Origin of the sequence: Ramlibacter sp. (assembly GCF_013697775.1) — a bacterium.
GTDB lineage: Bacteria > Pseudomonadota > Gammaproteobacteria > Burkholderiales > Burkholderiaceae_C > Ramlibacter.
In genome coordinates this window covers 1-15,544 of the sequence record NZ_JACCWG010000294.1, presented here as the reverse complement: position 1 = coordinate 15,544, position 15,544 = coordinate 1, and the positions used below count along the sequence as shown (strand labels likewise).

6 protein-coding genes are annotated in these 15,544 nt (G+C 71.6%); 4 read left to right on the top strand and 2 right to left on the bottom strand.

Going from position 1 to position 15,544, the window contains the following annotated elements; genetic code table 11:
• Window positions 1–3 precede the first annotated feature (3 nt).
• The 4 genes from H0U68_RS14755 to H0U68_RS14740 are packed head-to-tail and all read left to right on the top strand — an operon-like array spanning window position 4 to window position 14,882.
• Window positions 4–10,830, top strand: a complete 10,827-nt coding sequence (locus H0U68_RS14755; RefSeq protein WP_296356865.1) for a non-ribosomal peptide synthetase — start codon at window positions 4–6, stop codon at window positions 10,828–10,830.
• A 3-nt stretch (window positions 10,831–10,833) separates the two neighbouring features.
• On the top strand, window positions 10,834–12,450 hold the full coding sequence (locus H0U68_RS14750) for an MBL fold metallo-hydrolase (RefSeq protein ID WP_296356864.1): 1,617 nt from the start codon (window positions 10,834–10,836) through the stop codon (window positions 12,448–12,450).
• 15 nt (window positions 12,451–12,465) lie between these two features.
• Window positions 12,466–13,548 (top strand): 4-hydroxyphenylpyruvate dioxygenase, encoded by a 1,083-nt coding sequence (gene hppD / locus H0U68_RS14745; protein ID WP_296356862.1) that lies wholly within the window; start codon window positions 12,466–12,468, stop codon window positions 13,546–13,548.
• A complete protein-coding gene (locus H0U68_RS14740; protein WP_296356860.1) occupies window positions 13,545–14,882 on the top strand; it encodes a PLP-dependent aminotransferase family protein in 1,338 nt (445 codons plus the stop codon). The genes hppD and H0U68_RS14740 overlap by 4 nt, the downstream gene beginning before the upstream one ends.
• A 36-nt stretch (window positions 14,883–14,918) precedes the next feature.
• Here H0U68_RS14740 and H0U68_RS14735 read toward each other — a convergent pair whose 3' ends face one another.
• The gene (locus H0U68_RS14735; protein ID WP_296356858.1) at window positions 14,919–15,365 is read right to left on the bottom strand and encodes a hypothetical protein; all 447 of its coding nucleotides are present in this window, start codon (window positions 15,363–15,365) and stop codon (window positions 14,919–14,921) included.
• Window positions 15,353–15,544 (bottom strand): hypothetical protein (locus H0U68_RS14730; RefSeq protein ID WP_296356856.1); only part of this gene is annotated, 192 nt, incomplete at its 5' end. The genes H0U68_RS14730 and H0U68_RS14735, both read right to left, overlap by 13 nt.

The window sequence follows — 15,544 nt, the reverse complement described above, 5'->3', positions numbered from 1 at the left end:
CCGATGAACCCCGTCCAGGCATTGATCAACGAACTGCGGCGCGACGCCGTGCGGCTGTGGCTGGAAGGCGGCGAGCTGCGCTTCCAGGCGCCCAAGGGCGCGATGACGCCCGCGCGCATCGCACAGGTGCGTGCTCTGAAGCCCGAGCTGATCGCCTTCCTGCGCGACACCGCCGCCAACACCGAACCGCCGCCGCTGGCCGCCGCGCAGCCGCGCCCGGAGCAGCTGCCGCTGTCGTTCGCGCAGGAGCGGCTGTGGCTGCTGGACCGCCTGGAACACCTGGGGACCGCGTACCACATCGCAAACGGCCTGACCCTGCACGGCCAGCTGGACGACGGCGCGTTTGAGCGCGCGCTGTCCGAGATCGTGCGCCGCCACGAGGCCCTGCGCACGCGCTTTCCGTCGTCGCCCGGCGGCACGGCCGCGCAGGTGATCGACGGGCCGGAGCGCTTCGCGCTGGAGCGCGCCGACCTGTCGGCCATGGCGGACGCGGGGGAGCGCGAACGCGCGGCGCACGATCGCGCGCGCGACTTCGTGCACCTGCCCTTCGACCTGGCGCGTGGACCGCTGTTCCGCGCGCTGCTCCTGCGGCTGGCGCCGCAGGAGCACGTGGCCGTGCTGGCCATGCACCACATCGTGTCGGACGGCTGGTCCTCGGGCGTGCTGGTGCAGGAACTGGGCGCGCTCTACGCGACTTACGCCAAGGGCGAGCCATCGCCCTTGCCGGACCTTCCGGTCCAGTACGCCGACTACGCGCTGTGGCAGCGCGGCTGGCTGCAGGGCGACGCGCTGCGCCGCCAGGTGGATTACTGGAAAGAGCGCCTGGCCGGCGCGCCCGCGGCGCTGGACCTGCCGCTGGACCATCCGCGCCCGCCGGTGCAGGCCTTCCGCGGCGCGAACCATGAATTCACGCTGCCTCGGGCGCTGGTGGACAAGCTGCAGGCGCTCGCGCAGGCCGAAGGCGCGACCCTCTTCATGGCGCTGCTGGCCGCGTTCCAGTCGCTGCTGGCGCGCTGGAGCGGGCAGCAGGACGTCGTGGTCGGCACGCCGGTGGCCGGGCGCACGCACCGCGCCACCGAAGGCCTGATCGGCTTTTTCGTCAACATGCTGGCGCTGCGCGCCGACGTCTCGGGCGATCCCGGCTTCCTGGCCCTGCTGCACCGCGTGAAAGACACGGCGCTGGACGCCTTCGCGCACCAGCACCTGCCGTTCGAAAAGCTGGTGGAGGAACTGCGCCCGGTGCGCGACCGCTCGCGACCGCCTGTGTTCCAGGTGCAGTTCGCGCTGCAGAACTACCGCGACGAGGGCCTGGCGCTGCCCGGCCTGCGGCTGGCGCGCTTGCCGCGCGACGCCACCACCTCCAACGCCTCCAAGCTGGACCTGTCGCTGTTCCTGATGGACCAGGGCGCCGGCGGCCTGGCGGGCGTCGTCGAATACGCAAGCGACCTGTTCGACGCCGACACCATGGAACGCCTGGCGCGGCACTACCGCACGCTGCTGGAAGCAGTGGCGGCGCAGCCCGACCGGCCGCTGTCGATGGTGCCCTTGCTGGACAACGCCGAGCGACACCGCATCCTGGTGGAATGGAACGACACGGCGTGCGACTATCCGCGCGGCCTGACATTGGCGCAGATGTTCGAGGCGCAGGCCGCGCGCACGCCGCAGCGCATTGCGCTCTCCGCCGAGGCCGGTGCCTTGACCTATGCCGAACTCGACGCCCGCGCCAACCAGCTGGCCCACACGCTGCGGCTGCACGGCATCGCGGCCGGCGGCCTGGTGGCGGTTTGCGCCGAGCGCGGGCTGGACATGGTGGTGGGCCTGCTCGGCATCCTGAAGGCCGGCGCTGCCTACGTGCCGCTGGACCCCGGCTATCCGCAGGAGCGGCTGGCGTTCATGCTGGAGGACTGCAAGGCCCAGCTGGTGCTGACGCAGGCGCACCTGCAGGAGCGATTGCCCGCCAGCAATGTGCCGGTGCTGCGGCTGGACGCCGACTGGCCGCGCATCGCCGAAGCGCCGGCAACGCCTGTCGCATCCGGTGCCGCTCCGGCGGATCTGGCGTACGTGATCTACACCTCCGGCTCCACCGGCCGGCCCAAGGGCGTCGGCGTGCCGCACGCGGGCATCGTCAACCGCCTGCAATGGATGCAGGAGGAATACGGGCTGACCGAACACGACAGCGTGCTGCAGAAGACGCCGTTCAGCTTCGACGTGTCGGTGTGGGAATTCTTCTGGCCGCTGCTGCACGGCGCGCGGCTGGTGATGGCGCGCCCCGGCGGCCACCAGGACGCGGCGTACCTGGACGCGCTGATCGCGCGCGAGGCCGTCACCACCCTGCATTTCGTGCCGCCGATGCTGGAGGTGTTCCTGGGCCAGGCGCAGCCGGCGCAGTGCGCCAGCCTCAAGCGCGTGCTGTGCAGCGGCCAGGCCCTGCCCAAAGAGCTGCAGGACCGCTTTTTTCGCGTGCTGCCCGGCGTGGAACTGCACAACCTCTACGGCCCTACCGAAGCCTCGGTGGACGTGACCGCCTGGGCTTGCCGGGCCGACCCGGCACTGTCCAGCGTGCCGATCGGGCGGCCCATCGCCAACATCCGCATGCACGTGCTGGATGCGCACTTCAACCCGGTGCCGCAGGGCGTGGCGGGCGAGCTGCACATCGCCGGCATCGGCCTGGCACGCGGCTACGTCGGCCGCCCCGACCTCACGGCGGAACGCTTCGTGCCGGACCCGTTCGGCGAAGCCGGCAGCCGCATGTACCGCACCGGCGACCTGGCGCGCTGGCTGCCCGGCGGCAGCCTGGACTACCTGGGCCGCATCGACCACCAGGTGAAGGTGCGCGGCTTTCGCATCGAGCTGGGCGAAATCGAGGCGGCGCTGGCCGCGCAGCCGGGCGTGCGCGACGCGGCCGTGCTGGCGCGCGAAGACGTGGCCGGCGACCAGCGGCTGGTGGCCTATGTGCTGGTAGCCCCCGAGGAGAAGCCGCAAGCCGCCGACCTGCGCGCCGCGCTCGCGCGCCGCCTGCCCGAGTACATGGTGCCGGCGCACTACGTGCTGCTGGAAGCGTTTCCGCTGTCGCCCAACGGCAAGGTGGACCGCAAGGCCTTGCCGGCGCCGCACGCCGATGCGGTGACGCGCCGCGGCTACGAAGCGCCGCAAGGCGCCGCCGAACAGGCCATCGGCGCCCTGTGGGAAAACCTGCTCGGCGTGGAGCGCGTCGGGCGGCACGACAACTTCTTCGAGCTGGGCGGGCATTCTCTGCTGGCCGTGCGCATGGCCGAGGCGCTGCGCCAAAACGGCCTGGCGCTGGACGTGCATGCCATCTTCGAGGCCACGACGCTGGCCGCGCTTGCGGCGCTGGCCTCGGCCGACACGGGCGCCTTCGTCGTGCCGCCCAACGGGATTGCGCCGGACGCCACGGCGATCGTCCCGGAGATGCTGCCGTTGGTGGCGCTGACGCAGGCCGAGATCGACGCGGTGGTGGCCCAGGTGCCCGGCGGCGCGGCCAACGTGCAGGACATCTATCCGCTGGCGCCGCTGCAGGAGGGCTTCCTGTTCCACTACCTGCTGGCGCAGCAGGGCGACGCCTACCTGCAGCAGGCCGTGCTCGCGTTCGCGCAGCGCGGGCAGCTGGACCGCTTCATCGACGCCTTCCAGGAGGTGGTGGCGCGCCACGACATCCTGCGCACCGCCATCGCCTGGGAAGGCCTGCCCGAGCCGGTGCAGGTGGTGTGGCGCCAGGCGCGCCTGGCCGTCGATGAACTTCAGCTGCCGGGCGGCGGCGACGCGGCCGCGCAGTTGCGCGAACTGCACGACCCGCGCCTGTACCGGCTGGACATCCGGCAGGCGCCGCTGCTGCGCTGCTTCGTCGCGCAGGACGCCGGCAACGGCCGCTCGGACAGCGAAGCAACCAGCGGTCGCTGGTTGCTGCAAATCCTGTTCCACCACCTGGTGGACGACGCTACCACCTTGCGCCTTCTGATCGGGCAGATCCTCACGGTGATGGGCGGCCGGGGCGACCGGCTGGCGCCGGCGATGCCGTTTCGCAACTACGTGGCCCACGCGCGGCGCATGCCGGCCTCCGAGCACGAAGCGTTTTTCAAGGCCATGCTGGGCGACGTGGAGGAGCCGACCATGCCGTTCGGCTTGACCGACACGCAAGGCGACGGCGTGCGCACGGCCGAGGCCCACGCGGCGCTGGATGCCGTGCTGGCCCGCCGCGCGCGTGCCCAGGCCCGCCAGCACGGCGTGAGCGTGGCCGCGCTGATGCACCTGGCCTGGGCGCAGGTGCTGGCGCGCAGCTGCGGCCGCACGGACGACGTGGTGTTCGGCACGGTGCTGTTCGGCCGCATGCGCAGCGGCGAGGGCGCCGAGCTGGTGCTCGGGCCGTTCATCAACGCCTTGCCGGTGCGCATCCGGCTGGGCATGCAGGGCGTGCGCGACAGCCTGCAGCGCGCGCACCGCGACCTGGCGCAGCTGCTGGTGCACGAGCACGCCTCGCTGGCGGTGGCGCAGCGCGCAAGCGCCTTGCCGGCGCAGGCGCCGCTGTTCACCGCCTTGCTCAACTACCGGCACAACGTTGTGCACCTGGGCGAGACCATCGATGACGGGGATTCCGAGGAGCTGCAGCTGCAGGTGCTGCACACGGAGGAGCGCACCAACTACCCGCTCACCCTGGTTGTCGAGGACCTGGGCGAGGACTTTGCGCTGACCGCGCAGGTGCAGGGCGGCCGCGTGGAGCCCGCGCGCATCTGCGATTTCATGGCCGTGGCGCTGGACAGCCTGGTGACGCTGCTGGAACAGGCGCCGCGCACGCCGATGCGCGAGGTGCAGGTGCTGTCGCAGCAGGAACTGCACCGGCAGCTGGTCGAATGGAACGCCGGCGCCGTGCCGTCCGCGCCCGAGGCCACCGTGGTCGGGCAGTTCGAAACCCAGGTGCGCGCCGGCGGCGACGCCATCGCCCTGGTGTTCGAAGGCGAGCAGCTCACGTACCGTGAACTCAATGCGCGCGCCAACCGCCTCGCGCATCACCTGCGCGCGCGTGGCGTAGGGCCGGAGGTGCTGGTCGGCCTGTGCGCGCAGCCGGGGCTGGAGCTGACCGTCGGCGTGCTGGCCGTGCTGAAGGCCGGCGGCGCCTACCTGCCGCTGGACCCGTCCGCCCCGGCCGAGCGGCTGGCGGTGATGCTGGAGGAAGCCGCGCCGGCGCTGGTCCTCACGCTGGCGCGGCTGGCCGGCGCGCTGCCGCCGGGCCACGGGTTCCCGCTGTTCCGGCTGGACCAGGACCAGCCCCTGCTGCACGCCTTGCCGGACACCGACCCGCCAGCCCCGGCGGCCCCGCACGACCTGGCCTACGTGATCTACACCTCCGGCTCCACCGGCCGCCCCAAGGGCGTGCGCGTGCAGCACGGCAGTTTGGCCGCCACCCTGGTGGCGGCGCGCGAGGCGTTCGGCTTCGGGCCTGCCGACCAGGTCCACGCGACGGCCAGTTTCACGTTCGACATCTGGCTGTTCGAGGTGCTGCTCCCGCTGCTGGCGGGCGCCAGCGTGCGGCTGATTTCGCGCGAGCGGGTGCTGGACGTGCCGGCCTTCGTGGCCGGGCTCGCCGACTGCACCGTGCTGCATGCCGTCCCGGCGCTGATGCGCCGCATCGTGCAGGAGATGCGCGGTGCAGGGGAACGTGAGGGCGAACGTGCAGGCGAGGGCACGCTGCCCGGCATGCGCTGTGTCTTCACCGGCGGCGACGCGGTCGCGCCCGACCTGCTGGAGGGCATGCACGCAGCCTTCCCCAACGCGAAGGTCCGCGTGCTGTACGGCCCCACCGAGGCGGCCATCATCTGCACCGCGCACCCGTACGCCGGCGAACCCGCGGCGCGCCAGATGCTGGGCCGGCCGCTGGGCAACACCACTGTCTACGTGCTCGACGCCGCCTCCAGCGCACTGCCGGCCGGCGTGCCCGGGGAGCTGTTCCTGGGCGGCGCCAGCGTCGCGCGCGATTACCTGCAGCGCCCGGACCTCACGGCCGAGCGCTTCGTGCCCGATCCGTTCGCGGCGCAGCCGGGCGCGCGCCTGTACCGCACCGGCGACCTGGTGCGCTGGCTGGACGATGGCGCGCTGGAATTCCTGGGACGCACCGACCTGCAGGTGAAGATCCGCGGCTTCCGCGTGGAGCCTGGCGAGGTCGAAATCCACCTCGCGCAGCACCCGCAGGTGCGTGAGGCGCTGGTGCTGGCGCACCGCGACGCGGGGGGCGACAACCAGCTGGTGGCCTACGTGACCGCGCGCGAAGGCCAGGCCATCGAGGCGGAGGCGCTGCGCGCGGCGCTGGCGCGGTCGCTGCCGGGCTACATGGTGCCCAGCCACGTCATCGCGCTCGACGCTTTCCCGCTCACGCCCAACGGCAAGATCGACCGCAAGGCGCTGCCGGCACCCGAAGGTGCCGGCGCCATGAGGCAGGCGGACTACGAGGCGCCGGCAGGGCCGGTGGAAGAGGCAGTCGCCGCGGCCTGGGCCAAGCTGCTGGGCCTGGAGCGGGTCGGGCGGCAGGACAACTTCTTCGAACTCGGCGGCCATTCGCTGATGGCCGTCAACCTGATCGCGCAGCTGCGCCGGCAAGGCATCTCCACCAGCGTGCGCGCCGTGTTCGCCGCCAACACCCTGGCCGAACTGGCCGCCAGCATCGACCTGCGCGACAGCGTGCAGGAGGCCGTGCCCGTGCCGGCGAGCCGCATCGCGCCGGATGCGGCCGCCATCACGCCCGACATGCTGCCGCTGGTAGAGCTCACGCAGGCGGAAATCGACGCGGTGGTCGCCACGGTGCCCGGCGGCGCGGCCAACGTGCAGGACATCTACCCGCTGGCGCCGCTGCAGGAAGGCTTCCTGTTCCACCACATGCTGGTGCAGCAGGAGGACATCTACCTGCACCGTACGCTGCTGTCATTCGCCGAGCGGCACAACGTCGACCGCTTCCTGGAGGCGTTCCAGGCGCTGATCCGCCGCCACGACATCCTGCGCACCGGCTTCGCCTGGGAAGGGCTGCGCCATGCGGTCCAGGTGGTGTTGCGCGACGCATCGCTGCCGGTGGAGGAACTGGAGATCAGCACAGCGGCGGATGGAGACGCGGAGACGTGGCTGCGCGCGCGCCCGCTGCGCATGGACGTGCGCGCCGCGCCGCTGCTGCACTGCGCAGTGGCGCGCGACGTGCCGCGCGGGCGCTGGCTGCTGCAGATGCTGTGCCACCACCTGATCAGCGACGCAGTGTCGCTGCGCGTGCTGGTCGAGCAGATCGGCGCCATCCTGGCCGGGCAGGCCGACCTGCTGCCGCCCTCGGTGCCGTTCCGCGACTACGTGGCACACGCGCGGCGCGTGCCGCAGGCCGAGCACGAGTCCTTTTTCAAAGACATGCTGGGCGACGTGGAGGAGCCGACCGCGCCCTTCGGGCTGCTGGACACGCGCGGCGACGCCGCGCTGGCGCGCACGCGGCGCATGCTGGACCCCGCGCTGTCGCGGCGGGTGCGCCAGCTGGTGCGCAAGCACGGCGTGAGCGCGGCCAGCCTGATGCACCTGGCCTGGGCGCAGGTGCTGGCGCGCGCGAGCGGCCGGCCGTCGGATGTGGTGTTCGGCACCGTGCTGCTGGGCCGCATGAAAAGCGGCGTGGACTCCGAGAGCGCCATGGGCCCGTTCATCAACACGCTGCCGATCCGCGTGCGCCTGGGCGCGCAAAGCGTGCGCGACAGCCTGCAGGGCGTGCACCGCATGCTGACCGAACTGCTGGTGCACGAGCATGCGGTGCTGGCGCTGGCGCAGCGCTGCAGTGCTTTGCCGCCGCAGGCGCCGTTGTTCACCGCGCTCATGAACCACCGCCACGGCGCCAAGCGCGACGAGGCGCCCGGCACCGACACCGGTGCGGCCGACACAGTCGACCTCGGCATGGAGGTGCTGGAATCGGCCGACCGCAGCAATTACCCGCTGGTGCTGATGGTGGACGACTTCGGCGACGACTTTGCCCTGAACATCCAGATCAGCGCCGGCCCGGTCTCGCCGGAAAGCGTGTGCGACGCGATGCAGCGCGCCATCGAGCAGATCGCCGATCTGCTGGAGCGCGAGCCCGAGGCGAACATCGGCCGGGTGGACGCGCTGCCGCCGGCCGAGCGCCAGCGGCTGCTGGTGGACTGGAACGCCACCGCGGCGCCCTACGCGCACGATGTCACCGCCACCCAGCTGATCGAGCGGCAGGCCGCCCGCACGCCCGACGCACCGGCGCTGGTGTGCGGCGACGCGCGCCTGAGCTACCGTGCGCTGAACGAGCGTGCCAACCGCCTGGCTCATGCCCTGCGCGCGCGCGGCGTCGAGCCGGACACGCTGGTCGGCCTGTTCATGGAGCGCGGCCCGGACATGGTCGCGGCCCTGCTGGCCATCCTGAAGGCCGGCGGCGCCTACCTGCCACTGGACCCGAACTACCCCGAGGAACGCGTGCGCGGCATGCTGGACGACGCGGCGCCGCGGCTGGTCGTCACGCAGGCGGCGCTGCGCGAACGGCTGCACGGCGTCGAGACCTTGTGCGTGGATGACGAAGCGGCGGCGCTCGCGGACCAGCCCGTGCACGATCCGCAATCGGGCGTCGGGCCGGAGCACCTGGCCTACGTGATCTACACCTCGGGCTCTACCGGCCGGCCCAAGGGCGTGGCAGTGCGCCATGGCGGCTTGAGCGCCTTCGTCGCCTGGATCCATCAGGCGTTCCCGCGCGAGGTGCTGCAGGACGCGCTGGCCGCCACCTCGCTCAACTTCGACTTCTCGGTGTTCGAGCTGTTCGGCCCGCTGGCCTGCGGCGGCACCGTGTGGCTGGTGCAGACCAACGTGCTGGCGCTGGTGGACGACGCCGCGCTGCGCGCGGCGCCGCTGACGCTGATGAGCGCCGTGCCCTCGGCCATCGCGCAGCTGGAGCGCGCCGGCGCCATCCCGCCCAGCGTGCGCGTGCTGGCCAGCGGCGGCGAGGCGCTGTCTGCGCAGCTGGTCGAGCAGGTCTACCGCAACACCGGCGTGCGGCAGGTGGTCAACATGTACGGACCGTCGGAGGACACGGTGGCGTCCACCTGGACGCCGGTGGAACGCGACGCCGCCGGGCCCATCCCCATCGGGCGGCCGGTGAGCAACGCCCAGGTGGTCCTACTGGACGCGGCCTTCCAGCCGGTGCCCGCCGGCGTGGCCGCCGAGCTGTACGTGGCGGGCGACGGGCTGGCACGCGGCTACCTGCACCGCCCCGAACTCACGGCCGAACGCTTCCTGCCGAATCCGTTCGGCGCGCCGGGCGCGCGCATGTACCGCACCGGCGACCTGGCGCGCTGGCTGCCCGACGGCCGCATCGAGTACCTGGGGCGCGTGGACCACCAGGTGAAGATCCGCGGTTTCCGCATCGAGCTGGGCGAGATCGAGGCCGCGCTGGCTGCCCAGCCGGGCGTGCACGAGGCGGTGGTGCTGGCGCGCGAGGACACCCCGGGCGACAAGCGCCTGGTGGCCTACGTTGTGGCGCAACCGGAACAATCGGGCGAGCCGGTCACGGCGACGACACTGCGCGCCGCGCTTGGCGAGCGCCTGCCCGAGTACATGGTGCCGGCGCACTACGTGCTGCAGGACGCCTTCGCGCTTACGCCCGGCGGCAAGATCGACCGCCGCGCGCTGCCCGCGCCGGAAGACGCCGGCGCCACCGGCCAGGCGAATTACGAACCGCCGCAGGGCCCGGTGGAAGAAAAGGTCGCGGCCGTGTGGGCGCAGCTGCTGGGTCTGGAGCGGGTCGGGCGGCGCGACAACTTCTTCGAGCTGGGCGGCCATTCGCTGATGGCGGTGAGCATGATGTCGCAGCTGCGCAAGCAGGGCATCTCCACCAACGTGCGCAACCTGTTCGCCGCGCCCACGCTGGCCGAACTGGCGTCCGGCGTGACGCTGCGCGACGCCGGGGCCAAGCCGGCGGCATCCGTCCCCGCGCCCGCGCCGCGGCTGGGGCTGCTCGTCCGCATGCAAGAGGGCACCGGCGGCGACGCGCGCGAGCCGCTGTTCCTTGTGCACGGCGCGGGCGGCGAGATCCAGACCTTCACGCCGCTGGCGCGCGCGCTGGAGAACCGGTTGCGCGTGTACGGCATCCGTTCGCCGGACAGCGTGGGCGCCGAAGAGCCCGACACGCTGGAGGCGCTTGCCGCGCTGTATGCGGACCACGTCGCCGCCCAGGAGCCCGGCCCGGTGGCGCTGGCCGGCTGGTCGATGGGCGGGCTGCTGACCATGCGCGTGGCGCACCTGCTGGAAGCGCGCGGGCGGGCCGTGCGCTGGGTCGCCCTGCTGGACAGCTACATCGCCGACGCCGCGACCAGCGACGCCGAATTGAAGGCCCAGTCGGGCGAGATGGTGGTCCGCGCACTCGAGGCCAGCGGCCTGCTGGACAAGGCCGAACTGGCGCGCGCCGCCGGACGGGCGAGCGCCGCCGGCATGGACGCGGCGACGCTGCGGCGGCGCATCGCCGAAGAGCCCGAGGCGCTGGCCGCCGAACTGCTGCCGCCCGATGTGGCGGCCACGCTGGTCGCGCGGCACAAGACCCTGCTGCGCCACACCGCCATCGCCCGGCAGTTCCAGCCGGCGGCCGTCGAGGCGCCGCTGCACCTGTTCTGGGCCGGCGCCAACCACAAGGCCAGCGCGCTGCGCACCGACTGGCTGGCGTGGACGCGCCGGCCGGGCGACAGCTCGGCCACCGTGCTGGCCGACGCCGACCATTTGTCCATCCTGCGGCCCGACGCCGCCGCGCGCATCGCGGCGGTGCTGGCCAGCCACATGGAACCGATTTTGCGGAGTTGATGTATGAAGACCTGGTACTTGAAGAGCAACGCGGTGTTCGAGCCGCTGGTGTGCAGGTGGTATGCGTGGCCGTTCATGGTCTCGCCGGCCACCTTCGCGATGGTGTTGAAGAACCGGCTGCTGCCGATCCTGGAGTCCTTCGTCGAAAGCCCGGAGGACCATGCCATGGCGACCGAGGACCCGTCGCTGCGCGGCGGCCCCTTCATCGATTTCGGCGGCGACATGGCGCTGCCGCAGGAACTGCTGGACAGCCTGGCGCGCGACTGCACGCTGCAGATGGAGTTCGCCACCGCGCTGGAGGAGGCCAACAAGCTGCTGCTGCGCCACGACAAGGGGTCGAGCCTGGAGCCGCTGTACCCCAAGCTGCCCGCTGCCCTGCGCGGCCTGTGCGAGCTGGGCTACGACCTGAACAACGCGCCCTCGCTGCGCCTGATCGAGCCGCTGCTGTACGCGAGCCCGCTGTACGAGCCCAGGCACCAATCGGTGTTCCTGCGCCTGCTGCAGCAGGACGTGCGGCCGTTCATCCTGAGCGCGCCGCTGCTCGACGAATCGGACGGCCTGCTGGTGGAAGCGCCGTTTCGCGACGGCGTGTACGACCAGCTCGCGCGGGCGCGCACCAGCGGCATCGCCGACGCGGAGCTGCAGGCCCTGCTGGCCGCGGTGCCGCGCCGTGAGCGCAGCACGGTCACGCTGGCCGACTTCTTCACCGCGGACGCGCCGGCGCGCAGCTACACCCCGTCGGCCGCCGGCGAAGTGCGCGTGCGGTACTTCGGCCACGCCACCGTGCTGCTGGAACACGAGGGCGTGTCGCTGCTCACCGACCCGAGCATCGGCTACCCGATGCAGGGCGGCATCGACCGGTTCAGCTACGCGGACCTGCCCGACAAGCTGGACTACGTGCTGATCACGCACAACCACCAGGACCACGCGATGTTCGAGACGCTGCTGCAGCTGCGGCACCGCATCGGCACGATCGTGGTGCCGCGCACCAACGGCGGCACGCTGCAGGACCCGTCGCTCAAGTTCGCGCTGGTGCATGCGGGCTTCGACTCGGTGGTGGAGCTGGACGAACTGGAGTCGCTGCCGATCCCGGGCGGCTCCATCGTGGGGCTGCCGTTCCTGGGCGAGCATGGCGACCTGCACATCCGCAGCAAGCTGGGCTACAGCGTGCGCCTGGGGCAGCGTTCGGTGCTGTGCCTGGCGGACTCCAACAACCTGGACCCGCGGCTGTACGAACGCCTGGCGCCGCGCATCGGGCCGCAGGACATGGTGTTCATCGGCATGGAGTGCACCGGCGGGCCCATGTCATGGCTGTATGGCGCGCTGATGCCGGCGCGCCTGAACATGGCCCACGACAACTCGCGCCGCCTGAGCGGATCGGACTTCGAGCGCGCCCGCGACATCGTCGCGCGGTTCGACCCCAAAGCGGTGTTCGTGTACGCCATGGGCGCGGAGCCCTGGTTCTCGCACATCACCAGCATCGTGTACGACGACACCTCGGCGCCGATCGTCGAATCGAACAAGCTGGTGGCGCACTGCCGGGCCGCCGGCCTGGTGTCGGAACGCCTGTACGGCAAGCGCACGGTCTCGCTGGGCGAGAGCGGCATCGCGGTGTCCTGAGCACGGAGATCCATGTTGAAAACGAATGATCCACTGCAGCAGGCACGGCTGGACCACCTGGGGTTCGACGCGGCCGACGCGGAACGCGCGGCCGGGGAACTGGCGGCGAAGTTCGGCTTCGAGATCGAAGGGCGCAGCCCGCCCGGCACGCCCAGCCACCATGCGGTGCTGCTGCGGCAAGGCGCGGCGTGCCTGGTCGTCACGCAGGGCCACTCCAGCGACCACGACGCCAGCGCCTATGTCCGCCGGCATGGCGACGGCGTGGCCGACATCGCGCTGGCGACACCGGACGTGCGCGCTGCGTTCGCGCTGGCGGTGGCGCGGGGCGCCACTGCGCTGCATGCGCCGGCTGAGCGCGACGGCGTGCTGACGGCGTGCATCGCGGCCTTCGGCAGCGTGCGCCACACGCTGATCCAGCGCCTGAGCGATGCGTCCTCGGACAGGCGCTTTCCCGGCGTGTTGCCGGTGCCGCCGACCGGCCTTTCGCCCAAGATCGGGCTGCAGCACCTGGACCACATCGCGGTCTGCGTGGAAGCAGGGCGGCTGGTTCCCACCGTGGACTTCTACGTTGCGGTGATGGGCTTCCAGCAGATCTTCGAAGAGCGCGTCGTCATCGGCGCGCAGGCGATGAACTCGCAGGTGGTGCGCAATCTTGCCGGCGACGTCACCCTGACGATCCTGGAGCCCGACAGCGCGTCCGAGCCGGGGCAGATCGAGGAATTCCTGCGCGACAACGGCGGCGGCGGCATCCAGCACCTGGCCTTCACCTCCAACGACATCTTGCGCTCGGTCGATGCGCTGCGGGCACAGGGTATCGCCTTTCGCGAAACCCCCGGCACCTACTACGACCGGCTGCCCGAGCGGCTGGGCCGCACCGGCCACCCGATCCCGGCGCTGCGCGCGCATGGCGTGCTGGTGGACGAGGACCATGCCGGGCGGCTGTACCAGATCTTCACCCGGTCCACGCACCCGCGGAAAACCTTCTTCATGGAAGTCATCGAGCGCGGCGGCGCGCAGACATTCGGCAGCGGCAACATCAAGGCGCTGTACGCGTCGATCGAGCTGGAGCGCGCGGCCGGACGCGCGGAGATCGCATGAACGCACACGCCATCGACACCACCACCGCCGCGGACCTCGACGTCGAGGACCTGCATCCGTCGCTGCGCGACCCGGCGCTGGAAGCCATGAACTTCCTCAACGAGGTGGCGGGCCGCTTTCCCGATGCCGTCTCGTTCGCGGCGGGCCGGCCGACCGAGCGCTTCTTCGACCTCGACGCCGTGCCGCGCCACCTGCAGCGCTTCATCGACCACCTGCGCCAGGACAAGGGCGCCAGCGAGGCGCAGGCCAAGCGCCTGCTGCTGCAGTACGGGCGCACCAAGGGCATCATCCACGAGCTGCTGGCAAAACATCTGGCGGTGGACGAGGGCATGGACGTCGATCCCGAATCCATCGTCGTCACCGTCGGCTGCCAGGAAGCGATGTTCCTGGCCTTGCGCGCGCTGTGCGGCCATGCCGACGACGTGGTGCTGGCCGTGTCGCCGTGCTACGTTGGCCTGACCGGCGCGGCGCGGCTGCTGGACCGCGAGATCTGGTTGGTGGATGAAAGCGAGCGCGGCATCGACCTGGACCACCTGGTGCGCCAGATCCGCGCCGCGCGCGCGGCCGGCAAGCGCCCGCGCGCCCTCTACGTGACGCCCGATTTCGCCAACCCGTCGGGCGCCAGCCTGGACCTGGCCGACCGGCAGGCGCTGCTGGCGATCGCGCAGGAGCACGGCATCCTGCTGCTGGAAGACAACCCGTACGGCCTGTTCCAGGCCGCCGATGGCCCACGCGTGCCTACGCTGAAGGCGCTGGACACGCAGCGCCGCGTGGTGTACCTGGGCTCGCTGGCGAAAACGTGCTTTCCGGGCGTGCGCATCGGCTATGCGGTGGCCGACCAGCGCGTGCGCGGCACCGATGCAACGACGGGCCTGCTGGCCGACGAACTGTCGAAGATCAAGAGCATGCTGACTGTCAACACCTCGCCGCTGGCGCAGGCGATCGCCGGCGGCAAGCTGCTGGAGCACGGCTACAGCCTGGCGGCAGCCAACAAGGGCGAGATCGGCGTGTACCGCGACAACCTGCGCCAGCTGCTCGCCGGCCTGGCCGCGCGTTTCCCGGCCGGCGCGCCGGGGCAGCTGACCTGGAACACACCCAAGGGCGGCTTCTTCGTGGTGGTGACGGTGCCGTTCGTGGCCGACGACGAAGCGCTGCTGCAGTCGGCGAGCAAGCATGGCGTGCTGTGGACGCCGATGAAGCATTTCTACGACGGCAAGGGCGGGGCGCATCAACTGCGCCTGTCGCTCAGCGCGGTGACGCCGGAGCAGATTGAAGTGGGGCTGGATCGGTTCGCAGAGTTCGTGGCGCAGCGGCGGAGGGTCGAGGCCGCATGAGGGCAGCGAGACGCCGTGTACCGGCGAATTGGTATTCTACCGATGACGCCAACGCCAATGCAGCGCCACCAGCGGCAACCAGGCGATGCCGACCCAGGCGTGGACACGCCAGGAGGCATCGCGCACAGATGCGGGCGCATAGAGCAGCGCCAAGCCGCTGAACGCGATCAGCAACCCGGTCACGAGCGTCGCGATGCCGAGCACCCAGGCACGCATCAGGCCGCGGCGGCGCCACACCTGCGGCACATGGGGCCAGACCCAGCGGCCCGCGAGCAGGCAAGCTAACCACGCGAGAGCGCCGTGCAGCACGATGATCCAATGGCGCGCCGCCATCAGAGCGACGCCGCTCTCGAGAGCCTCGTCGGGCCTCCAACCGAAAAGAACTGTGCCGGAAAGCCACAGCCCGGCGGCGACCGTGGCGAGCCACGCGAGCCCGACGGCCGACCAACCCGTGTGGCGGTGGTGATCCTTCAGTCCCGCCACAGGCGTGCTCCACATTCGCGCAGCGCCGCGCGCAGTTGCAGCGATGGCGCGGGCGACTGCAAGGCCCACTTCGTGAGCACGTCGGCTGTCGCGCAGTCGCGCGCGAAGACCGTGGCACGCCGCCAGGGCGCGCGCCGGCGCGAACGTCCCGTCTCGACGAACTCGCGATTGTCGAGCGG